25 protein-coding genes are annotated in these 20160 nt (G+C 52.3%); 2 read left to right on the forward strand and 23 right to left on the reverse strand.

Annotated features, from left to right (window positions below; genetic code table 11):
• Positions 1-24: 24 nt before the first annotated feature.
• The 6 genes from bshA to AC2TF6_RS18295 all read right to left on the reverse strand — a co-directional run bounded on the left by bshA (position 25) and on the right by AC2TF6_RS18295 (position 4216).
• On the reverse strand, positions 25-1203 hold the full coding sequence (bshA, locus tag AC2TF6_RS18270; RefSeq protein ID WP_491307957.1) for an N-acetyl-alpha-D-glucosaminyl L-malate synthase BshA: 1179 nt from the start codon (positions 1201-1203) through the stop codon (positions 25-27).
• Positions 1204-1205: 2 nt separating this feature from the next.
• Positions 1206-1922 (reverse strand): bacillithiol biosynthesis deacetylase BshB1, encoded by a 717-nt coding sequence (bshB1, locus tag AC2TF6_RS18275; RefSeq protein WP_009675469.1) that lies wholly within the window; start codon positions 1920-1922, stop codon positions 1206-1208.
• Entirely contained in the window at positions 1922-2296 is a 375-nt protein-coding gene (locus AC2TF6_RS18280) for a methylglyoxal synthase (protein WP_491311685.1), read from the reverse strand. Before AC2TF6_RS18280 ends, bshB1 begins: the two co-directional genes overlap by 1 nt.
• Positions 2297-2460: 164 nt before the next feature.
• Positions 2461-3267: a 4-hydroxy-tetrahydrodipicolinate reductase gene (dapB, locus tag AC2TF6_RS18285; protein WP_491307958.1), complete on the reverse strand. Its 807-nt coding sequence runs from the start codon at positions 3265-3267 to the stop codon at positions 2461-2463.
• A 33-nt stretch (positions 3268-3300) separates the two neighbouring features.
• Positions 3301-3822: a tetratricopeptide repeat protein gene (locus AC2TF6_RS18290; RefSeq protein ID WP_491307959.1), complete on the reverse strand. Its 522-nt coding sequence runs from the start codon at positions 3820-3822 to the stop codon at positions 3301-3303.
• Positions 3823-3877: 55 nt separating this feature from the next.
• Complete coding sequence (locus tag AC2TF6_RS18295; RefSeq protein WP_009675531.1) at positions 3878-4216, reverse strand: nucleotide pyrophosphohydrolase; 339 nt, start codon at positions 4214-4216, stop codon at positions 3878-3880.
• Between the two features lie 174 nt (positions 4217-4390).
• Between AC2TF6_RS18295 and AC2TF6_RS18300 the strand changes: the two genes are divergently transcribed.
• Entirely contained in the window at positions 4391-4822 is a 432-nt protein-coding gene (locus tag AC2TF6_RS18300) for a WGxxGxxG-CTERM domain-containing protein (RefSeq protein WP_491307960.1), read from the forward strand.
• Between the two features lie 170 nt (positions 4823-4992).
• Positions 4993-5871: a YitT family protein gene (locus AC2TF6_RS18305; protein WP_491307961.1), complete on the forward strand. Its 879-nt coding sequence runs from the start codon at positions 4993-4995 to the stop codon at positions 5869-5871.
• Here the strand turns inward: AC2TF6_RS18305 and AC2TF6_RS18310 are convergent.
• The 17 genes from AC2TF6_RS18310 to AC2TF6_RS18390 form a co-directional block, all read right to left on the reverse strand.
• A complete protein-coding gene (locus AC2TF6_RS18310; RefSeq protein ID WP_491307962.1) occupies positions 5868-6737 on the reverse strand; it encodes a sporulation protein YpjB in 870 nt (289 codons plus the stop codon). The two genes, AC2TF6_RS18305 and AC2TF6_RS18310, sit on opposite strands and share 4 nt — an antisense overlap.
• Positions 6738-6780: 43 nt before the next feature.
• Positions 6781-7440 carry a DUF1405 domain-containing protein gene (locus tag AC2TF6_RS18315; RefSeq protein ID WP_491307963.1) on the reverse strand — a complete coding sequence of 220 codons (660 nt, stop codon included), beginning with the start codon at positions 7438-7440 and terminating at the stop codon, positions 6781-6783.
• Between the two features lie 101 nt (positions 7441-7541).
• On the reverse strand, positions 7542-8432 hold the full coding sequence (locus AC2TF6_RS18320; protein WP_491307964.1) for a c-type cytochrome: 891 nt from the start codon (positions 8430-8432) through the stop codon (positions 7542-7544).
• Between the two features lie 20 nt (positions 8433-8452).
• Positions 8453-9124: a menaquinol-cytochrome c reductase cytochrome b subunit gene (gene qcrB, locus AC2TF6_RS18325; RefSeq protein ID WP_009675629.1), complete on the reverse strand. Its 672-nt coding sequence runs from the start codon at positions 9122-9124 to the stop codon at positions 8453-8455.
• Between the two features lie 18 nt (positions 9125-9142).
• Positions 9143-9688: a QcrA and Rieske domain-containing protein gene (locus AC2TF6_RS18330; protein ID WP_016423998.1), complete on the reverse strand. Its 546-nt coding sequence runs from the start codon at positions 9686-9688 to the stop codon at positions 9143-9145.
• Positions 9689-9942: 254 nt separating this feature from the next.
• Positions 9943-10392, reverse strand: coding sequence for a DUF2487 family protein (locus AC2TF6_RS18335; protein WP_491307965.1), 450 nt, complete (start codon positions 10390-10392; stop codon positions 9943-9945).
• 208 nt (positions 10393-10600) lie between these two features.
• The gene (locus AC2TF6_RS18340) at positions 10601-10789 is read right to left on the reverse strand and encodes an IDEAL domain-containing protein (protein WP_009675494.1); all 189 of its coding nucleotides are present in this window, start codon (positions 10787-10789) and stop codon (positions 10601-10603) included.
• Between the two features lie 54 nt (positions 10790-10843).
• Complete coding sequence (locus AC2TF6_RS18345; RefSeq protein ID WP_369995499.1) at positions 10844-11359, reverse strand: gamma carbonic anhydrase family protein; 516 nt, start codon at positions 11357-11359, stop codon at positions 10844-10846.
• 100 nt (positions 11360-11459) lie between these two features.
• Positions 11460-12575: a hypothetical protein gene (locus AC2TF6_RS18350; RefSeq protein WP_491307966.1), complete on the reverse strand. Its 1116-nt coding sequence runs from the start codon at positions 12573-12575 to the stop codon at positions 11460-11462.
• 172 nt (positions 12576-12747) lie between these two features.
• The gene (locus AC2TF6_RS18355; protein ID WP_491307967.1) at positions 12748-13338 is read right to left on the reverse strand and encodes a histidine phosphatase family protein; all 591 of its coding nucleotides are present in this window, start codon (positions 13336-13338) and stop codon (positions 12748-12750) included.
• Positions 13339-13387: 49 nt separating this feature from the next.
• Positions 13388-14014, reverse strand: a complete 627-nt coding sequence (locus tag AC2TF6_RS18360; protein ID WP_491307968.1) for an anti-sigma factor family protein — start codon at positions 14012-14014, stop codon at positions 13388-13390.
• Complete coding sequence (locus AC2TF6_RS18365) at positions 14011-14607, reverse strand: RNA polymerase sigma factor (protein WP_009675572.1); 597 nt, start codon at positions 14605-14607, stop codon at positions 14011-14013. Before AC2TF6_RS18365 ends, AC2TF6_RS18360 begins: the two co-directional genes overlap by 4 nt.
• Positions 14608-15051: 444 nt before the next feature.
• Positions 15052-16140 carry a prephenate dehydrogenase gene (locus AC2TF6_RS18370; protein WP_491307969.1) on the reverse strand — a complete coding sequence of 363 codons (1089 nt, stop codon included), beginning with the start codon at positions 16138-16140 and terminating at the stop codon, positions 15052-15054.
• 25 nt (positions 16141-16165) lie between these two features.
• Positions 16166-17266 (reverse strand): histidinol-phosphate transaminase, encoded by a 1101-nt coding sequence (gene hisC, locus AC2TF6_RS18375; protein ID WP_491307970.1) that lies wholly within the window; start codon positions 17264-17266, stop codon positions 16166-16168.
• A 50-nt stretch (positions 17267-17316) separates the two neighbouring features.
• Positions 17317-18144 (reverse strand): tryptophan synthase subunit alpha, encoded by an 828-nt coding sequence (gene trpA / locus AC2TF6_RS18380; RefSeq protein ID WP_491307971.1) that lies wholly within the window; start codon positions 18142-18144, stop codon positions 17317-17319.
• Complete coding sequence (gene trpB / locus AC2TF6_RS18385; RefSeq protein ID WP_491307972.1) at positions 18131-19339, reverse strand: tryptophan synthase subunit beta; 1209 nt, start codon at positions 19337-19339, stop codon at positions 18131-18133. The genes trpA and trpB overlap by 14 nt, the downstream gene beginning before the upstream one ends.
• Positions 19339-20064: a phosphoribosylanthranilate isomerase gene (locus tag AC2TF6_RS18390; protein WP_491307973.1), complete on the reverse strand. Its 726-nt coding sequence runs from the start codon at positions 20062-20064 to the stop codon at positions 19339-19341. The genes trpB and AC2TF6_RS18390 overlap by 1 nt, the downstream gene beginning before the upstream one ends.
• Positions 20065-20160: the final 96 nt, after the last annotated feature.

Raw genomic sequence — 20160 nt, forward strand, 5'->3', positions numbered from 1 at the left:
CTTCCTTCCGTTACCGGATCGCGCTTACCTTTCCGCGCAAGCTTGTTTATCCACCCGGTGCGACGGAGGCAGTTCTCTTCCCAGAACCCGGTAATAGATTTCCTCGTACTGCATCGTAATCCAGTCGTTGCAAAATGTCGTGCGGGCACGGTTCAGACATGCGGCCGACATTTTTTCGTATTCCTGCTGATCGCTAAGCAGCTCCACCGCGTAGTCCGCCATCTTCTCCGTGTCGCCGATTTCCGCAAGAAAGCCGGTCTCGCCGTGCGTCACCAGCTCGGGAATTCCGCCCGCTATCGAACCGACAGTCGGCACTCCGCATGCCATCGCTTCCAGGGCGACAAGTCCGAAGCTTTCTTTTTCCGAAGGCAGAAGCATAACGTCCCCCAGAGAAATAAGCTGCGCGACATCATCCTGTTTGCCGCAAAAGTTAACCCGGTCGCTAAGGCCCAGCTCTCTCACGTACGAAATCACTTTGGACAGCTCCGGACCTTCCCCCACAAAAAGAAGACGGCTCGGGATTTTTTCACTGACGCGCTTGAAAATATCGACCACGTCCGTAACCCTTTTGACTGGCCGGAAATTCGAAATATGCAGCAAAATTTTCTCGTCGTCCCGGGCGAATTCTTTGCGAAGCGACTTCACGTCCCGCGGGTAATACACCCGTTTGTCCACGAAGTTGTAGGTCAGATCAATATCGCGGGAAATATCGAGCGTTTCTCTCGTTTCCGCGATCAGATCGTTGGAAACAGCGGTAACCGCATCGCTTTCGTTAATGGCATACCGGATCAGGTCGCTGATGGACTGATCTTGGGCGAGTACCGTAATATCCGTCCCGTGAAGGGTTGTAACGACCTTCAGATCCGGTCCCACCATCTGCTTGGCCAGCAGCGCGCAAACGGCGTGGGGGATCGCATAATGTACATGCAGCAGATCCAGATTCTGCATCTGCGCGACCTGCGCAAGCTTGCTTGCGAGGGACAAATCGTAAGGAGGGTAACGGAATACGTAATAATCGCTGACCTCTACCTCGTGATAGTAAATGTTCCGGTGAAATTTACCCAGCCTGAACGGCATACTGTGCGTAATAAAATGGACCTCGTGGCCTTTTTCCGCGAGCAGCTTGCCTAGCTCCGTCGCAACCACTCCGGAACCTCCCAGGGTAGGGTAGCACGTGATTCCGATTTTGAGCTTATCCTTCATGCTCAGGTTCCTTTCTTGGACAGAAAATATTGAAGTGCAACGGGCAGCTTGGACATAAATCCTTCCGCATAAGCCATCATCCGCTTCTGTCCGAGCAGCGCGTCTCTTGCTTCCACGCGTTCCACGTAATTCTGGTTCAGGGGGGTCAGCACAATGTCTTCTCCGACCTGAGGAGGCGAGAATTGGGAACGGTAAGCTTGCAACACTTCTTTCTTGCCGGGATAGGCGTCCGAAACATCCACTACGATGTCCGGATCAATGGTATCGTTAATAAAATAAAAGAATAGGCTCTCGACTTGAAAAGCTTCCGTTTCAGGCAAATATCGTCTAAGTTTGGCATTGAAAACCGCTTCCTGCACCAGATGCGAGCATGCGATATGATCGGGATGGCGGTCTTCCCAATACGGGGCAAAGACGATTCTCGGCTTTCTCAGCCGGATTTCCTTCGTAATCGCGTCAATCTGATCCTTGGAGCCGGCCGATAAGCCTCGGTCTGGAAGTCCGAGATTGGAGCGGAGCACAATTCCCATCGCTTCCGCCGCTTTGTTCGCTTCCTCCAGCCGGTTTTCGGGCGTTCCGTTCGATGACATTTCGGACCGGGTCAGATCACACAAGCCCACCGTATAACCGGCTCTTGTGTGCTTCAGGATCGTACCGGCCATTCCGATCTCCGCATCATCCGCATGCGCTCCGAATACGAGGATATCTACCGTCTGCATTACGCTTCACCCGGCTTGTACTTGTGGACAAGCTCCCGCCAAGCGAAATCTCCTCTGCCCAGAGCGCGGACAAGAAGCTCCGCGGTAGCGATATTCGTTGCGACGGGAATCCCCATTACGTCGGACAAACGGAGCAGAGCAATGATATCGGGTTCATGAGGCTGAGCCATCAAAGGATCCCTCAGGAAAATAATCAGGTCCATCTCGTTTTTAGCTACCATAGCACCGATCTGCTGATCCCCGCCAAGGGGGCCTGACATAAACCGATGAATCGTCAGACTTGTATTTTCCATAATTCTTTGTCCCGTGGTTCCGGTTGCGAAAAGCTGGTTCCCTTCGAACACCTTTTCATAGGCAGTCACGAAATTGACCATCTCGTCTTTTTTGCGGTCGTGGGCGATTAAGGCAATATTTAAACTCACTTGTAAACTCTCCCTTCCCTGCCTTCAGGGGGCCTGCTGATATGTATGGTTCGTAGAGAAGCATAAAAAATGAATAAGAGCTAATTAGGAAGTCCGATTGAAGGAATGAAGAACAATCAGTCGATAAAATGTTCGAACCCGTAGATCATGCCTTCATAGGTCATGACTTTATGCACGGCCGTATTCACGCCTGGCATATAAGCCGCGCGCTCATAGGAATCATGCCGGATTTTGAGCGACTCTCCGTAAGCCCCCATAATAACTTCCTGCTGGGCAAAAACACCCGGAAGCCGGACGCTGTGGATACGGAAGCCGTTATAATAAGCTCCGCGCGCTCCTTCAAGCTGTTCCTCTTCTTTGGGGTTTCCTTGCCGAAACTCTTCCCGGTTCTGGGAGATAAGTTCCGCTGTTTTCACGGAAGTACCCGATGGAGCGTCAAGCTTCTGGTCCCCGTGATATTCGATGATTTCCAGGTGCGGGAAATATTTGGCCGCCTGTGAAGCGAATTTCATCATCAGAATAGCGCCGATGGAGAAATTGGGGGCGATCAGTCCGCCGATTTTTTTATCCTTGCATTGTTTGTCCAACTCTTCGATATCCTGGGTACTAAAACCGGTCGTTCCGATTACCGGTCTAACGCCATGGCGAATAGCAAGCGCCGTATTGGCGACAGCGCTCTGAGGTCCGGTGAAGTCTACCAGAACGTCCGCTTTACCTTCAACCAAAGCCAGTTCCAGATCGTTCGACATTTTAACTCCGCAATCCGGAAGACCCACCAAAGATGCGGCGTCTACCGGACCGGAGGACCGGTCAACGGCAGCCACCAGCTTCAAGGAGGAATCTCCGAGTACCATTTTTACCACTTCACGGCCCATCCGTCCGCTTGCTCCGGCAACCGCCACTTTAATTACTTCCTGAGTCATCACATATACCGCCTTTCTTATCTTGTGCAGTGTTTAAGGTTTCAAATACTGGCGCAGTTTCCTGCGGTACTCAACCAGCAGTGCCGCCGCTGCCTTATTCAGCGGTTCAAGGCGAATGGCCTCTTCGGCCGCGTGTATGGCCAGGTCAAAGTCGCTTACGCCCGCGTAAGCAGCGGCAAGCTTCAAGCAGGCCTCGGCACTCAGCGGATCCAGGGCAGCCGCCTGCTTCAGCAGAACGATCGCGTTTTTAAGCTGCTCCCTATCCCGGCTTTGGTCCAGACACTTGTCCGCTTCCGCAATCAGTGCTTTGGCTTTCAGCGTTGTCAGATGATACTGATAGGCTTCGCTTTCCGGTTCCAGATCATAAGCGTCGACCGCATGATCGATCGCTTTCGCGAGCTTTCCGCTCCTGGCATACGTAATCGAAAGCTTATAATGGTAAGAAGCGTTACCTGGTTCCGATAAAACCGCCTTTTCAAACCATGCGATCGCTTCTTCGAAATCATTGTTCAGAATAGCCTCGTAGGCCTTCTGAATTTCCTGTTCCCCATCCATCCGTCCATCCTCCTTCCGCCCGCAGAAGAGCCGGGGATGGTACAGCATATGAGGATTAGTCGGAATCGGTGTTTACTTTGGTCCACCTGTCCGCATCCCGAGTGTTGAATTTCTTCATCACTTTATCGTGCGCTTCCGTTAAGTCAATGCCCAGAGAATTGGCGAAGCAGATGGTGATAAATAAAATGTCACCGAGCTCCAGCTCAATCGAGTTTTCTTCTTCGGATGCTTTTTTAGGCTTTTCCCCGAACTGGTGATTGACTTCCCTGGCCAATTCCCCGACTTCCTCGGACATTCTGGCCAGCATGGCAAGAGGACTGAAATAGCCTTCTTTAAACTGCGATATGTATGTATCCACTTCCTGCTGCAGATCCTTCATTGAACGTTCCGCCATAAAAGGGCCTCTCTTTCTTTCACGCCTAACTTAAATCTTACCAACATCTTATTATAGACTCGTTTTTATTGCAATTTTCGATTTGCGGACAACACTTTCCTTGTATGACATTTAGGGTAGAGGGAAAACCAAAGATAAGCAGCAAACGAAGTCAATCAGGAAGGCGGGAATCAGATGAAACGGCTGTACAGTTTTTCACTCTGCGTTATGATGTTTTTGACCGTTTGCGGTACCTGCATCGCGCAATCCGCTGACCGGGGCCTACATGGAGAACCCGGGACGCTCGGTTATCCCGATAATAAGCCCTCATCCTACGGAACTCAGCGGATCAAGTCCGGCATCAGCGGATCCACCGGAACGGCCGATCCGGCAGAATATTCAAACGGCGGCGTAGGCACTAGCCTGCCCCAGCCTCCCCGAGACCCGCTTCCTAAGCCGGGCGATTACCCTCCGTCCAAAAAGTACAACGTCAACCTGATGCCGTTCGATTCCAAAGTATCCGATTCCGCGAGGAGAGACGATCCGACCTGGGACTGGCTGGGCTTTATCGGTGTGATCGGTCTAGCCGGATTTATCGGCAAATACCGCAAAAAAGATTTTTATTAACCTTTTTCTTCCCATGCAAAAAAACAGGCCAAGAAAGGAATTCGGCCTGTTTTTCCATATGATCCGGTAGGAACAATCAAGTCGCCTCTGGCGCCCGGATGACAACGGACTCGAATTTCATTACAATAGGATTGGTGATTAGTGGTAAGTCAGGGAAGGAGGAGAAACCAATGGCAATGGCTTTAAAAGATAAGACAATGCCGTATTTGAAGCAGTTCTTGCCGATCGCATTCGGGACCGCCATCTTTTCGTTCGGGGTTCATTATTTTGTCATTCCCAATGAGCTAATGGAAGGCGGGCTCACGGGCATTTCGCTGCTTCTGCACTATATTTTCCTGCTTCCGCCTTCCGCGACGACGCTCGTTCTGAATGTGCCTCTCTTTTATTTGGGATGGAGACATTTCGGCTCTAAAGCTATGGTCTACACGATTTTCGGCTCTCTTTCGTCTTCGTTTTTCTTATGGGTGATGGAAATCATGATCGGAAAAGGATGGATAATCCCCTTTGCCACCAAGCAGGATTATTTGCTTGCCGCGTTATATGCGGGCTTTACGATAGGCTTGGGACTCGGAATCGTATTCCGTTTTGGAGGAACGACCGGGGGATCGGATATTCTTGCCCAACTGGGCAACAAGTGGAAAGGATGGAGTGTCGGGCAGGTCATCCTGTTGATCGACCTCATCGTTATCGGCACGTCTTTACTCTACATACCGAAGGAAAAAGTACTCTACTCACTGGTCAGCGTATTTATCGGCTCCAAAATGATCGATTACATCACGGAAGGCTCGCATTCCGCCAAAGCTTTTACGATCATTACCAATGAAGCGGAACTAGTGTCTCAAGTGATTCAAAAAGAATTGGACCGGGGCGTCACTCTTTTTCCGGCCAAAGGGGCTTTCTCTCGTCAAGAGAAAGAAGTGGTCTACTGCGTGGTCTACCGGCAGGAAATGCGGCGGCTCAAGGAACTGGTCAAATCCATCGACCCCACCGCATTCATTATTATCAATGAAGTGCACGAAGTATTGGGAGAAGGCTTCAAGGTTGACTAGAAGCCTTCTTTATTTTTATGCCGGACGGTATCGTAACCGGGCTTTAAGCGGAACATCCGCCAGCCGGCAAACAGCAGGACGCCGATAATGAACGCGCCGACGCCAAGCGACCAGAATATGGGCTCCTGCGTGTCGGGCAGCGGCAGGAATGCTTCACGGTCGGAGCGGCCGAATATCCCGTCGATTGTCTTGCCGAACTCTTCCGAAGCTTGAAGCAAATTCGTTTTGTCGAGAGTCGGAGCGCCCAATCCCTTTCTCATGAACACGAGCAAGGAATCCAGCTTCGCCACTTCCGCAGGAGCACGGCTGATAAGCAGCGCCGGGCGAATAGTCGACATGTGCCGGTACAGCTTGTTGTAGTCCAGCAGAGCTTCAAGCTTTTTCCGGGCCGCTACATTCGTCTCGATCCGTTTCAAGTCATCTTTGATCAGCTTGTAATACTGAAGCCACATGGGCTGTCCCCGGTGGGTCAGCGCGTCGGCGGCCAGTCTAATTTTGGCGGCGGCAAAGCGCCCTTCATCCTGGGAAAAGGAAACAGAGGCATAGGTTTTCTTCGCCTCCGTAATCGTTTCCGTCAGTGCATGCAAACCTTCTATCGTAATCGAACCGTCATACGTCAGCTTAGTCGCGAGTTCTCCGAGCTGTTCGAGTTCGATTCTGGCTTCCGTCGTTTTCCCCTGTTCCGACAGCTTGTACAGCTGCTCCGCGGCTTCATTCAAGGATTCAGCCGTCTTCATTTGAACCGGAGTCATCGATGCCGCGGGAACTGCTTCTTTCGAGGCCGGTGCACAACCAACCGCCGCCGAAGTGAAGATTGCCCATACTCCGAGCAATCCGATGATCCGCCTGTAAGAACTAAACAACATGTGGACATCCCTCCTACCACATCATATGGAGGGATGTCCACATTTAGACCTTGCGGTGCCGGTGTTTTTGATAAGGCAGATAGGCAAGTGCCGCAAGAATGCCCGCTGCGCTTAATCCGACGGTAAACCACTGGATCGTATCCAGATGAGGCATCAGCACCTCGGAGAGTCTGGGGAAAATTCCCTTTGTATAATCCATCCAATCGTTCGCAAACACCCAGACAGCCACCAGGAACACGGAGGGAACCGAGTAAGTCATCACCCATGCGAATAAAAGCACCTCAATCGCCATACCCAAATGAGAAAGAGTAAGCATCCAATCCTGCCAGGCGACGGGATCTCCCAGCGCATAGCCGGACCAGATCATGGCTACGGCCCAGATGCCGTATTTGAAAGAGGTCACAAGCCCGAACGCTTCAATAAATCCGCGAAGCAGCGAACGTTTACCCAAACCGACTCCGTTCGTCCGCTCATCTCTTAACAGATACAGAAGGGTTAGCGTAAAAAACAGGCTTGCCGTCGGGCTGTCCGGAACAAAGGGCAGGTACCAGGCAGGCTCGAAATCATACGTATCTATTAACTGATATTTATACCAGTAGTAGCCGTATACGGTTCCTAAAGCATTAATCCAAAACAGCAGCCATAGCATAGGCCGGCTTCTCAAGAGAGTAAGCGCCTGATGCAGGGTGGCGTTATTTCTCATCGTTCTGCTCCCCTCGGAAATCCGGCTAACGGATCTCTTGCGTACATTTGGTTTTACAAAAAAACCTGACCGTCTGCGTACGGTCAGGTTCTTAGACATGCTTATTGGGCTTTCTTTTGTTTAGCAAGCCAGTCAGCCAGTTTGTCCAAATCGGCATCGGTTAGCCCTTTGGCGATGTTGTCTTTATACTGAGGCTGCATACCGCCCTGGCCGTTCTTGATGATGTTCATGATCTGTTCCTTATCATGCTTGTCGCCCACACCGCGAAGTGCCGGGATTCCGTTGTTCGGCATCCCTTTCAGGTCGCCGCCATGACAAGATACACAGGTCGCTTTCTTGTAAATCTCAGCAGACGGGTCGTCCGCTGCTACGACGCCTGCCGCTTTCTGCTGCTGTCCGCCACCGCCGGAAGCGGCGCCGCCAGCTGCTTTCTTCTCTTTCATTTCTTCTTCACGCTTGATGTGCTCCGGAATCGTGTTAGTCGCTTTCAATTCCAGCTGGTAATGATGCCAGGAGGTATACGTCAAGTATGCGGAAGCGATTAACGTTAGAAGCGCCAGAGAAGAAGCGATCGGGCGTCTGTAGAACCGACGCTCTTTCCCTGTATCCAGGAACGGTGCCAGAAGAAGTCCGCCGAACATCAGTCCGGGTACGATCAGCGTACCGATAACGACGTACTGATCCGATGTATACGGATATTTCAGCAGTTGGTACATAAACAGGAAGTACCAGTCCGGAATCGGAATAAAGGATGTGTTCTTAGGATCAGCCGGGTAGCCGAGCGGCGCCGGTTCTGAAATAACCAGACACAATACACCGACCAGAAATACAACGGCAACCATCCATTCTTTCAATAGAAAGTTCGGAATGAACGCTTCGGATTTCCCCGGATAAGACGAATAATCCGGAGGTACGGTGTTTTTTACTGTTTTCTTAACACGAGAGTCGCCTACATAGACGACTTTCTCGCCATCTTTTTGTCCGTGAGCCACTTAAGTACCCTCCTTTCATTTTATAGCGGTCCGGAAATCCCCTGCCTGCGAATCATCAAGAAGTGTCCGGCCAGTAATGCGAGGAGAGCTGCAGGTAGGAAGAACACGTGAAGTGCGAAGAATCTCGTCAGCGTCTGCGCACCTACAATATCTCCACCCTGCAGGAACGTTTGAACATATTGACCCAAGAATGGGATCGATGCCGCGATCTTGATCCCTACTTGCGTTGCATAGTAGGCTTTGTTATCCCAAGGAAGCAGGTAGCCGGTGAAACCAAGACCAAGCATAACAAAGAAGATCAGCATGCCGACGACCCAGTTCATTTCACGAGGCGCTTTGTACGAACCCGTGAAGAAAACGCGGAGCGTATGTAACAGCATCATGACGATAACAAGGGAGGCTCCCCAGTGGTGCATACCGCGCACGATAACGCCGAATGCTACCTGGTGCTGCAAATAGTCAACGCTTGCATAAGCGTTGATAATGTCCGGTGTATAATACATCGTCAGGAACATACCGGACAAGATTTGAATTACAGTGACAAAGAACGTCAGACCGCCGAAACAATAAACGAAAGCGGAAAAATGGTGAGCCGGGTTGACGTGTTCGGGAACCTCGTGATCGGCTACGTCCCTCCAGATCGGCGTGATATCTAGACGTTCGTCGATCCAGTTGTACATATTTTTAAACATCTGATCGTTACGCCCTCCTTATTTCGCCCTTGTGTTAGCGTGCAGCTGTCCCAGGTAGACGAATCCTTTATCGATTTTTACGTCGTATTCGTCCAGCGGAGCTGGAGCTACCGCAAGGTTTTTGCCGTCAGCGGTGTAATGCGCGCCGTGGCATGGGCAAAAATACTGGTTTTTGTACTCCGGATTGTTGTTCCAGTTAACCGTACAACCCAAGTGCTTGCATGTCGGGTTCAAGGCGAAGATTTTGCCGTCTTGACCCTTGGTGATCCATGCTGTCAGTTCCACATCGCTCTCGTACCAGCCGTCCACCTGATGGACCTGGAACGTGAATGATGTGGGCTCATTCGTAATTTTGGCTTCCTCAACTACTTTGATCCAATCCGAAGCCTTCTTCGGCTGAAGCACCGGATCCACCGCGAATCTCAGCATTGGAGCTACCATACCGGCCGCCATGAAAGCGGTGGTACCGCCGAGCGTGTACGAAAGAAACTGGCGGCGGGACATTTGACGCCGTACTACTGGCTTCTTGCCATGGTGCTCATTCGAATTGTTGCGTTCACTCATTTCGCGTGCTACCCCCCTAAGCCATTCAATTTGTCGCATGACAAATCGAACCTATATCACGTGTCGTTCGACATTATCTTACACTTCATAGACTAGGACATTACTAATAATATCCTACGACCTTTGGGGCGTCAAGGATGTAGCCGCAAGGTCAAGGGAGTGCCTTCTCGGGTTGTGTTGTGATGTTAACAAAATTGTCACAATTTCCTCCGGGAAACACGCCATCCTTTTTATCTTTACCAAATTTTCGAATTCTAACGAATCTCTTCTGATTTTTTTGAAAACCAGAGCTGCTCGATCCGTTCCCCTATCGCTTTCTTCGCTTCCTGTCCGGGATACTGCAGCGCCTCGGGGGTAATGTATACGATCAGATCCGCATTCTGCAGCTGCCAAGCCCCGATCTCCGGATGAGCGGTCACCACGACGACATAAGCGAAACCGACCTTCCTTAGCTGCCCGCAGGTCCTTTCCACGTATTCGCGATCCGTATCCTCCGAGGTACAGTAATGGAGAGCCGGATACGTGACGACTCTTCCTTTGTAGGGTATCTCCAGCACATCCAGCACGTCCCTGAGGCTTTCCAAGGCGTCTCCCGCTTCCCAGGGCTGCTCCGCGCCGCCCAGCCCCGTAACGGGAAGCAGACAGGTGTCCAGATACGGCTGCAGATCCGTCCAGTCTTTTTCCGTAATTTCGCTAAACTTCATCCTTCTCTCCCCTTCCGGTCAATAGAGCTACTTTACCATATCGGGCCAAACGGTGGGTACCCTTTTTATCCCGTGAAAATCAAAAAATCCCCTCCTTCCGCAAGAACGCATCCGCTTGGATGGTCCGCAAGAAAGAGAGGATAATGACGGGACATGCTCGGTTGCGGCAGTCCTGTTTTTTAATAAGTTTTGTGACGACACCGGCAGCCTAGCCGGGGGATTGGATGGATTTGAGTTCGGCGGTAAGCGCTAGAAATGTAGCTTCATCACCCTCGGCTAGAGCGCTGTCAATCTGTTGATAGAGATGATTTTCTTTATATTTCCGCATGGCGTCGTCCATTACCAATTCAGCGATCAGACCCAGCAGCGCTTCATTTGAAACATTCATTCTTCCCATAGGGATCTACCTCCAGGTATCGTCCGCACAATGCAGAGCAGCGATAGGATTGTATTACTTCCCTGGTTCCATCCGGTACTCTCTTCCCTTGCTTACATAGTTATCTGTCGTGCGTTTCATCCGTTCGAGATCCTGAGGTGTTAATTCCCGCACAACTTTTGCCGGAGTTCCCAGCGACAGCGTATAAGCCGGAAGAATCGTACCTTCAGTAACGAGAGAACCTGCCCCTACTAAAGCATATTCACCGATCTCGGCGCCGTTTAGTACGATCGCCCCCATTCCGATTAATGTGCCCCTGCCTATACGGCAGCCGTGTATGAGGGCACCATGACCGACGGAAACGTCGTCTTCTAAGATCAGCGGTTGGTCCGTATTGACATGACCGATGCATCCGTCTTGAATATTGCACCGGTTCCCGATCCGGATCGGAGCCAAATCTCCTCTCAGGACGGCATTGAACCAGATGGTGGAATCTTCACCGACAGAAACATCTCCGATAATCTGTACGCCCGGGGCGATGTAGACCGAAGACGCGATAGCGGGAAATAAGCCTTTAAAAGGATGCAGCATAGCGCCACTCACTCCTCTGGATTTTTTTCTCATCATAGATGCCGGGAGGAGATGCCGTCAACGTGGCGGCCGATTAAGGGCAGCCGCCTATCAACAGGCGCTATTCTTTTAAATCGATTTTGTCTTCCTCGGCAATCTGGTTGCCGGCAATCGTTTTGCCGCCCAGAGGGGTGATGCGGACCACGGCTCCGGCATGCTCTTCTTCCCCGACGGCAAGCAGTCCCAGATGCATCATCATGGCGATAATCCGCTGTTCGAAAATCGATTCCGGCGAATCGTAGTAAAACGGCCGGATCAACGGACACAGCACTTCCGCCAGCGACGCGGTCGTCACCCAGTTGTCGGCCAGCCGGGCCGTCCATTGTACGATCGACTGGAGGTTGTAGACAGGGCCTTTGTAGAGCCGGAGCCAGAAGCGGTACAGCTCGTCCTGGCCCGGCTTTATCCCGGCGTCCGTCATTTCCGCGCCTTTCTCCGTCGGGAGCAGCAGCCCGCCCCGTTCCTGGAGAAGCCCCTGGAAGAAGCAGTAGTCGTAGATCAGCGAGAACCGGTTCGGATATTCCTTGAATTTGCGTCCGTAACCGAATCTCCATGCCGTCTTGCCTACAAGCTCTTCCTTGACCGCCATGCCGCCCAGTATCTGGGACAGCTGCCGCTTGTACATGACGTCTTCATGGGTCAGCAGCACTTCATGGTCCCTGATATACCGCATTAGCTGAAGAACATCGTCAGCCATCAGGGTATGTTCCTCACGATAGACGGCAGGATCATTCGTATAGGTAAGGCGGCTTTTGTAATTGCGGGTCAGCACATCGCCGAAACGCCGCTTCAAATCATGGGGTACTTGAAAAAGATACTTGGTCTGCTGGGAATAACCGTGAAACAGCCAGCCGTGCTTTTTGAATTTCGAGATCGTGTCGCGCGGGTTGGAATTTTCCTTCTCTTCCTTCAAAAACTTGGCCTGCTGCACGCGGGCAACGAGCTCTTCCAGACTGAACAGCCCCCGCTCTTCAAACAACAGAGTGTTTAAAAACCGGATATCTTCCATCGTCAGCGCGTCTACCCGCTCTTCGAAAATGTCCCTGCGGCCGACCGTAGTCAATATAGACTGGATCAGCTCGTTCTTGGAATGCATGTTGCATTCGCAGGCATAGGTATCCGCTATCCGGTTTAAATCGTGGATATCCGCGTAACTGAGCATATCGGCCAGATTCAAGTCCGCCACCTCCTTTCACGATTCCTGTCCGTCTTTCATGACCGCAATCCTTCTAGTTAGCCGTATACTTGTTGGTACTACTCAGTATGGGAATAATTCCCTGAATTAAACCTTTCACGCAAAAAAAAGCACATCCGCCTTCCGGCAGACATGCTTTTCCTGTTTCCGTCGCTCACACGATTAGATGCTCCGTACAATTATACAGCGTGCATTCCCACACCGCGGTGCCCTGGCGGACAATCGTTAAGGACGCGTTCGTGAGAGGGTCGCCCGGACGCTCCAGTTTCATCGTCTCTAACGCTCGTCCGATAAATGCTCCATGGCTGACGATGAGCGTCCGGCTGTGGGGGTAGTTCACGCATAAATCCGCATAGAACGAAAGCCAGCGGCTGCGGACCTGCTCGTCCGTCTCCCCGCCAAGCTCCAACTGCAGCCAGTCGGGTCCCCAGCGGTCGAGCCGTTCCTGGAGCGTCGTGCCCTCTACCTGGCCGAAGCCTTTCTCCCTGAGCCTGCTGTCCGTTCCGGCTATCGGGATGCCCGATCGTTCGCTGATCAACTGCGCGCTTTCCTTCGCGCGTTTCAAATCACTGCTGATGATGCCGTCCCACGCTTCTCCGCGCAGCCGTGTACCCAGCCGCCTTGCCTGTTCTCTTCCCTCTTCGGTAAGCTCCGTGTCGAGTGCTCCCTGTATTTTTCCCAAAAGGTTCCATTCGGTGCTGCCATGCCGGATTAACCCGATTGTGGTCAATATAATCTCCTCCATAAACAAACCAGCTCCGTAAGAGCTGGCGGGTACTTTCCTACGTTTTCTTTTATCGTTTGCCGCGTCCGATCCAGGCATGGAACAGGAAGCTCACAAACAAGCCGATCAGCGATAACGCGATGAGATGATGAACGTAAGGCGGTAAAACAAACGTGCTCCTACTGGGCATAACCGCCGAAACATTCAGGCCCGCAACGGCCTGCTTCATCGTGCGGCCGTTCATCGCCGAGGCCGCTTCCATTCCCGGTGATCCGGCATAGGCATGCTCATACGCCGAGCTTAACCCCTCCCCCAGGAAAGCGGGAGACGAGTTCAGTGAGAGGCACAGCAGTACGCCTACGAAAAGCAGAAGGCAGAAGGAAGCCGCCAAACGGCCCGCGCTGCGAAATTTGCGCGCGCGTCCGGAGCTTGCCGCGGCCCCCGCCTCTGCGGGATAACGCCACGGCTCGTAAGCGCCGATCCGCTGCATGACCGAATCCGCGATAGATACTCGCGGGACAGGCGTATCGGTACGCAGCGATAAGCGGATCAGGTCCCGGCACTCCTGCCACGCGTTGAACTGCTCCGAGCAGCGCTTGCAGCTGTCCGAATGTACCCGGATAGCCTGGCGCCTCAGCTCGCTGGCCGTGCCCTCTATGTATTCAAGCAGCCATTCCTGAACATCCTCACATTTCATCTCCGCGTCATCCCCTCGCATTCTTCCAGCCAATTATCGGTGTTGTAGTAGGGCTCCATCTGCAGCTTTACACTGGCTCTGGCCCGAAACAACAGAGATTTGACCGAACTGACGGTTTGTCCCAAAATGGATGCGATCTCCTGGTAATCCAGCTGATCGTATTCCCGCAGGATCAGAGCCGATCTCTGCTTCTCCGGCAGACTATTGATCGCAATCCGGACCATGGAGACTTTCTCCTTCCGTATCACGGTCTGTTCGGGAAGCGATTCAAACGAAGTTTGAGGGGTATGTCCGCAATTGTCCAACGATATTTTAACGATTTTGTGTTTGCGCATTTCACTCAGCACGGTGTTACGTGCGATCGTATACAACCAGGTAGAGAAGGAAGCTTCCGCTTCACGGAACGAACTCAGGCTCCGGTAAGCTTTGTAAAAAGTTTCGTTGCACAAATCCTCAGCCATCAGCTCCAGTTGGGCGCTTTTGAGCATATGATAAATAAAAACGAAAATTTTTCGCTCATAGCGGTGCATCAGCTCGTTGTATTTCCCTACATTTCCATCCTTAACCTCACGAATCAACTGGGTATCCGTCATTACGTGCACCCCTCCTGCACAGTACGTTCGGGTTCCCCGCTTCCATTTACATGCTTATACCGGGCGGGAACCAAAAAGTTGCGCGGTCTGCGGGCTAACTTCCATCAATCGAAGCACAACATGATATCACTATAACAAATCTTGCATAGAGCTGTAAAATTTTCTCCGGGTCCGCCGCGATACCGAAAAAAGGCAAAAAAAAAACCACCTCTGCGAGGTGGCTGCACAATGTGCGATTATCGGATAGGAGTGGAGAGAAACCATACTGTACTTTTATTATATGTATCCGTTTACAAAAAGTCAATGCTTTTTTGAAAACGTTTACGAAAAAGTTTTCGAAAGCTGTTAACTACCATTAAAAAAGCCTCTCCCCCGCACACGTCCGCATAAAGGCAACTATGCATATCGGGAAAGAGACTTCATTGTTTCGCACAAGAAAACGACCTAAACGTGAATGGAAAATTGCTCGCTGAGCAGGGCCGATGCTCTGTCCGCAGTTTCCTGGTCCCGGAAAGACAGACGGAGTACGCCCGGCACGTCGAGACGGCTCTCGATGATCTGCAGGTTGCTCAGGTTGAGCCGATGCTTGCCGAGCAGCGTTGCGATCTGCCCGATCATTCCCGGATGGTCCGGAATATCCGCGTAAATATCGTACAGCGGCGTAAGCATTCCTTTCCGGCGGTCGGGTACCTGCTTGCGGAATGTCCCGGCTACCTCAAACTGCTTCTGGATGCCCTCGCCGTCTTCCTTCTCGAGAAGCTCGCGGAACACCGAGATCTGCTGATCCCAGTCGTCCAGAAGCTTGAGCAGAACGGTGCGGTTGTTGATGAGGATATCCCGCCATATAAAAGGATCGCTGGATGCGATGCGCGTAATATCGCGGAAACCGCCGGCCGCCAGGTTTTTGTAGAGCTCATTGGATTCGTTGTACGTCCGGATCTGGTTAACGAGCGCGACTGCAATCATGTGCGGCAGGTGTGAGATGGCTCCCACGATATCGTCGTGTTCGCGTGCGTCCACTCGGATAATCTGGGCTTGCGTATACGCAAGGAGTCTGGCCAAACGCTCGACTTCAGCAACCGGCGTGTCTGTACCCGGTGTCAGAACGTAGAATGCATTCTCGAACAAATGCGAAGAGGCGGCTTCCATGCCGGAACGTTCCGAACCGGCCATTGGATGACCGCCGATGAAATAAGCGTCCTTAAAGCGCAGTTTCTCCGCACACTGTACGACGGACAACTTGGTGCTGCCCACATCCGTTATAAGGCAGCCCTTTTTTAAGGAGAACTGCTTTAACCGTTCGAGATACGATTCCAGCGCCCCTACGGGTACACACAGAAAAATGATATCGGCGGCTTCGGCCGCCGCCTGCATCGAGGTCGTTCCTTCGTCCACGATGCGCCTTTTCACCATATTTTCCACCGACGTCGGGTTATTGGAGTGGCCAATGACCGTAATGTCCGGTTTGCCTTTGAAGCATAGAGCGAGCGAGCCGCCAATGAGCCCGACGCCGAAAATTGAGATTGTCGTCATGTTTGATAACCTTTTCCTATACGTATTATGATTCTTGGACAGCCCCGTGAAGCACAAGCTCAAGAGCACGAATGAACGCTTCGTTCTGCTCTCTGCTGCCCACCGTTACTCTCAGCATGGTCGGGAAATCGAGCTTTTCCCCGCTGCGGACGATGATGCCGTGACGAAGAAGCTCGTCAAATACCGGACCGGAAGGACGGCCGATATCCACCAGGATGAAATTGCCGTGGGCCGGATACGAGAAAAGGCCGAGTCTCTGGAATTCGCCGAGGAGATACGCGACCCCTTCCCGGTTGAGCCTGCGGCACTGCTCCACAAAATCCTGGTCCCGGATAGCCGCAGCCGCAGCCGCTTGAGCCAAACGGGTCGTATTAAACGGCTCCCGCACCTGATTAATCGTGCGAATCACATCCGGATGTCCGATTCCGTAACCGATCCGCAGGGAAGCAAGCCCGTAAATTTTCGAGAACGTGCGGAGGATCACGATATTGGGATATCTGTTCAGCAGATCCAGACTGTCCGGATAGGCCTCATCGGTCGTATATTCGTAGTAAGCCTCGTCGAGAGCCACCATGACATCAGAAGGAACCTTGTTCATAAAAGCTTCCAGCTCCTGTCCGGTCACTATCGTTCCGGTCGGGTTGTTCGGGTTGCAGATCCAGACGATTTTCGTCCGTTCATTGACGCGTCGGAGCATTTCGTCCAGATCGTGTTTTCCTTCTTTTAAAGGAACCTCAACCGAAACCGCGCCTTCAATTTCCGCGTTATGTTTGTACTGGGGAAACGTATGGGTTGCCATGATCGTTTCATCTCCGGGTACGAGATAAGCCCTGGCGATCATAAGGATCACATCATCCGATCCCGCCCCGAAAATAAGCTGGTCCGCGTTAACGCCATAGTGACCGGCAACGGCCCGCGTCACCTCTGCTCCCGCCCCGTCCGGATACAAGGTCAAGTTGTCCAGGTCAGCCAGAATCGCTTCTTTGGCTTTAGGCGAAAATCCGAACGGATTTTCGTTGGAAGCCAGCTTGATCACATGAGTCAAGCCAAGCTCCCTTTTCACTTCGTCAATCGGTTTGCCCGGCTGGTAAACCGGCAGTTTCGTTACCTGTTGTTTGGGACGCATGTCTATCACCTCTGCCAATCTCTCTATCTGTCTTCTTCTTGCTTTACTCGTTAACTTTGGGTCTGAAAAGACGCGCCTTTCAAGTCTCTGACAAATTCACCGATTTGCTTCAGCGCGTCTTGTTTCGTACTTTCATCCTGGAGGCGGTGTTCCTGTTCGCCGATCCGGCGGACGATGGCGCTGCCCACAACGACCGCGTCGCACGTTTTCTCGAAGCGCTCGACCTGCTCGCGGTTCGAAATGCCGAAGCCGATTGCGATCGGCAAATCCGTGGCCGCTTTTACCGAAGCCAGGAAATCGTCTACACCCGCATGAAACTCGGAGCGTACACCGGTCACTCCCATGGAGGACACGCAGTAGACAAAACCCGAAGCCCGGCCGACGATTTTCTGCACACGCTCTTTGGAAGTCGGCGCAATCAGCGGAATCAGATGAATGCCGTGCCGCTCCGCGAGCTGCTTGGCTTCCGCGTCTTCCTCCATCGGCAGGTCCGGAATAATAACGCCGCTGATATCACTTTCCTTCATGAGTTCAAAAACAGGCTCCAGCCCGATGCGAAGGAGCGGATTGTAGTAAGTAAACAAGATCATGGGCAGCTCGGAGCCCTCGCTGCGCGCCTGCTTGGCGATTTCGATTACCTTCAGCACGGTGATCCCGCTTTTCAGGGCACGCCCGGAAGACTCCTGAATAACGGGGCCGTCCGCGAGCGGATCGGAGTACGGGACGCCGAGTTCCAAGAGGTCCGCGCCGGATTTCTCCAGCTCACGGATAATATCCAGGGTAACGTCCGCTGTAGGATCCCCTACCGTAATAAAAGGTATGAGTGCGTTCTTACCGGCGGATTTCAGCTCCGCAAATTTACGATCAATGCGATTCATGATCTGCACCTCCGAGATAGCCCATGATAGCTTCCACGTCTTTATCTCCGCGGCCCGACAAACAAATGACAAGAAGCTCGTCCGGGGACATAGTCGGAGCCGTTTTTATCGCTTGCGCGACCGCGTGCGCGCTTTCCAGTGCCGGAATAATACCTTCCGTCTTACAGAGCAGCTGCAGAGCGTCGAGCGCCTCGGCGTCGGAGATCGGCACGTATTCTGCCCGCTTCAAGTCTTTCAGGTAAGCGTGCTCAGGTCCTACGCCGGGATAATCAAGACCGGCCGAAATGGAATGGGCCGGAATCACTTGGCCGAATTCGTCCTGGAGCACGTAACTGAGTGATCCCTGGAACACGCCGGGGCTTCCCTTCGCCATCGTCGCCGCATGCTCTTCGGTGTCCACGCCGCGTCCGGCCGCTTCCGTCGCAATCAGACGCACGCTTTCATCGCCGACAAACGGATAAAACATCCCCATCGCGTTGCTGCCTCCGCCGACACAGGCGATAACCGTGTCGGGCAGTCTTCCTTCGAGTTCCAGAATCTGCGAGCGCGTCTCGTCTCCGATTACACGCTGGAAATCGCGGACAATCATCGGATATGGATGCGGACCGGTTACGGATCCGAGGATATAATACGTATCGTGCACGTTGCTGACCCAGTAGCGGAGCGTCTCGTTGCACGCGTCCTTAAGCGTACGGGTGCCGGACAGCACAGGAACGACTTCCGTTCCGAGCAGACGCATCCGGAATACGTTCAACTGCTGGCGTTTCATATCTTCTTCGCCCATGAATACCTTGCATTCCAGGCCAAGCAGTGCCGCAACGGTAGCCGTAGCGACGCCATGCTGGCCCGCGCCGGTTTCGGCGATGACTTTTTTCTTGCCCATCCGCTTGGCCAGAAGCGCCTGGCCGATCGTATTGTTGATTTTGTGCGCGCCCGTGTGGTTAAGATCTTCACGCTTCAAATAGATTTTGGCTCCGCCAAGCTTCTCCGTCAGCCTTTGCGCGTGATAAAGCCGTGTCGGTCTGCCGGAATAATCATGCAGCAGCGTTTCAACCTCTTTTATAAATTCGGGATCCTGTGAATATTTACGGTAAGCTTCTTCCAGTTCGATCAGTGCGTTCATTAAAGTTTCAGGTACATATTTACCCCCGAAACGTCCGAATCTTCCATGTTCATCTGGTACTGCTGCTGCCATTATCCTGTCACCCTTTCCACAAAAGCTGCAATCTTGGCGATATCTTTGACACCGTCCGTCTCGACTCCGCTCGAAACGTCGACTCCGTCGATTTCATATTGTTCAATGAGGTCGCCGACATTGTCGGGATTTAACCCTCCCGCTACAATCAGGGGCATGCCCGCGGACAATGCCCATTTACGGGCTGCGGGTATACAATTCCAAGCGAATGTACGCCCCGACCCTCCGCCGTAAACCGGATCGAACGTATCGATCAATACGGCATCCACTGCATCGCGATAAGGCTCCAACCGCTGTATCCAGCCGTTCACCCCGTCCTTTATATCCGAAAAAGAGCTCTCGTTGACAGGAGGCTCTTCGTTTTTAATCGAGGATACTTTCCAAAGCTCCACACCAAATTGTTCTTTGATGCTTCTGCACGTTTCGGGCGCCTCTTCCCCGTGAAACTGGATAATATCCAGTTTGGCGACGGACAAAACATCCGCGAGCTCATCCCGGGTGGGATTGACAAACACCCCGACCGTCTTGGGAACACGGTGGCCCTGCCGAGAACGTTCATGCAGAAACGAAATCATCTCGGAAGCTCGCTCCGGTGTGATTCGTCTTCTGCTGGGTGCAAAAACAAACCCGATCTGGCTAATCGGGAAATGTACGATTGATTTTAACACTTCAACGCTTTGAAGTCCACAAATTTTTACGTCCGGTCTTTTTGAAACCGATCCCATTTTCTTCACTCCCCGGCAGCCAAAAAGCCTATTTAGCCGCCATTACTCCACTCGCTTACTCGCTTACGAAGGAAACTTCTTCTACAGCCCATTCCT

This window comes from Paenibacillus sp. JNUCC 35, assembly GCF_058269095.1.

What these genes read in the sequence shown, in the direction of transcription:
- bshA (WP_491307957.1), bottom strand. Translation starts at nt 1,203, where the DNA reads ATGAAGGATAAGCTCAAAATCGGAATCACGTGCTACCCTACCCTGGGA.
- bshB1 (WP_009675469.1), bottom strand. Translation starts at nt 1,922, where the DNA reads ATGCAGACGGTAGATATCCTCGTATTCGGAGCGCATGCGGATGATGCG.
- AC2TF6_RS18280 (WP_491311685.1), bottom strand. Translation starts at nt 2,296, where the DNA reads ATGGTCAATTTCGTGACTGCCTATGAAAAGGTGTTCGAAGGGAACCAG.
- dapB (WP_491307958.1), bottom strand. Translation starts at nt 3,267, where the DNA reads ATGACTCAGGAAGTAATTAAAGTGGCGGTTGCCGGAGCAAGCGGACGG.
- AC2TF6_RS18290 (WP_491307959.1), bottom strand. Translation starts at nt 3,822, where the DNA reads ATGGATGGGGAACAGGAAATTCAGAAGGCCTACGAGGCTATTCTGAAC.
- AC2TF6_RS18295 (WP_009675531.1), bottom strand. Translation starts at nt 4,216, where the DNA reads ATGGCGGAACGTTCAATGAAGGATCTGCAGCAGGAAGTGGATACATAC.
- AC2TF6_RS18300 (WP_491307960.1), top strand. Translation starts at nt 4,391, where the DNA reads ATGAAACGGCTGTACAGTTTTTCACTCTGCGTTATGATGTTTTTGACC.
- AC2TF6_RS18305 (WP_491307961.1), top strand. Translation starts at nt 4,993, where the DNA reads ATGGCAATGGCTTTAAAAGATAAGACAATGCCGTATTTGAAGCAGTTC.
- AC2TF6_RS18310 (WP_491307962.1), bottom strand. Translation starts at nt 6,737, where the DNA reads ATGTTGTTTAGTTCTTACAGGCGGATCATCGGATTGCTCGGAGTATGG.
- AC2TF6_RS18315 (WP_491307963.1), bottom strand. Translation starts at nt 7,440, where the DNA reads ATGAGAAATAACGCCACCCTGCATCAGGCGCTTACTCTCTTGAGAAGC.
- qcrB (WP_009675629.1), bottom strand. Translation starts at nt 9,124, where the DNA reads ATGTTTAAAAATATGTACAACTGGATCGACGAACGTCTAGATATCACG.
- AC2TF6_RS18330 (WP_016423998.1), bottom strand. Translation starts at nt 9,688, where the DNA reads ATGAGTGAACGCAACAATTCGAATGAGCACCATGGCAAGAAGCCAGTA.
- AC2TF6_RS18335 (WP_491307965.1), bottom strand. Translation starts at nt 10,392, where the DNA reads ATGAAGTTTAGCGAAATTACGGAAAAAGACTGGACGGATCTGCAGCCG.
- AC2TF6_RS18340 (WP_009675494.1), bottom strand. Translation starts at nt 10,789, where the DNA reads ATGGGAAGAATGAATGTTTCAAATGAAGCGCTGCTGGGTCTGATCGCT.
- AC2TF6_RS18345 (WP_369995499.1), bottom strand. Translation starts at nt 11,359, where the DNA reads ATGCTGCATCCTTTTAAAGGCTTATTTCCCGCTATCGCGTCTTCGGTC.
- AC2TF6_RS18355 (WP_491307967.1), bottom strand. Translation starts at nt 13,338, where the DNA reads ATGGAGGAGATTATATTGACCACAATCGGGTTAATCCGGCATGGCAGC.
- AC2TF6_RS18360 (WP_491307968.1), bottom strand. Translation starts at nt 14,014, where the DNA reads ATGAAATGTGAGGATGTTCAGGAATGGCTGCTTGAATACATAGAGGGC.
- AC2TF6_RS18365 (WP_009675572.1), bottom strand. Translation starts at nt 14,607, where the DNA reads ATGACGGATACCCAGTTGATTCGTGAGGTTAAGGATGGAAATGTAGGG.
- AC2TF6_RS18370 (WP_491307969.1), bottom strand. Translation starts at nt 16,140, where the DNA reads ATGACGACAATCTCAATTTTCGGCGTCGGGCTCATTGGCGGCTCGCTC.
- hisC (WP_491307970.1), bottom strand. Translation starts at nt 17,266, where the DNA reads ATGCGTCCCAAACAACAGGTAACGAAACTGCCGGTTTACCAGCCGGGC.
- trpA (WP_491307971.1), bottom strand. Translation starts at nt 18,144, where the DNA reads ATGAATCGCATTGATCGTAAATTTGCGGAGCTGAAATCCGCCGGTAAG.
- trpB (WP_491307972.1), bottom strand. Translation starts at nt 19,339, where the DNA reads ATGGCAGCAGCAGTACCAGATGAACATGGAAGATTCGGACGTTTCGGG.
- AC2TF6_RS18390 (WP_491307973.1), bottom strand. Translation starts at nt 20,064, where the DNA reads ATGGGATCGGTTTCAAAAAGACCGGACGTAAAAATTTGTGGACTTCAA.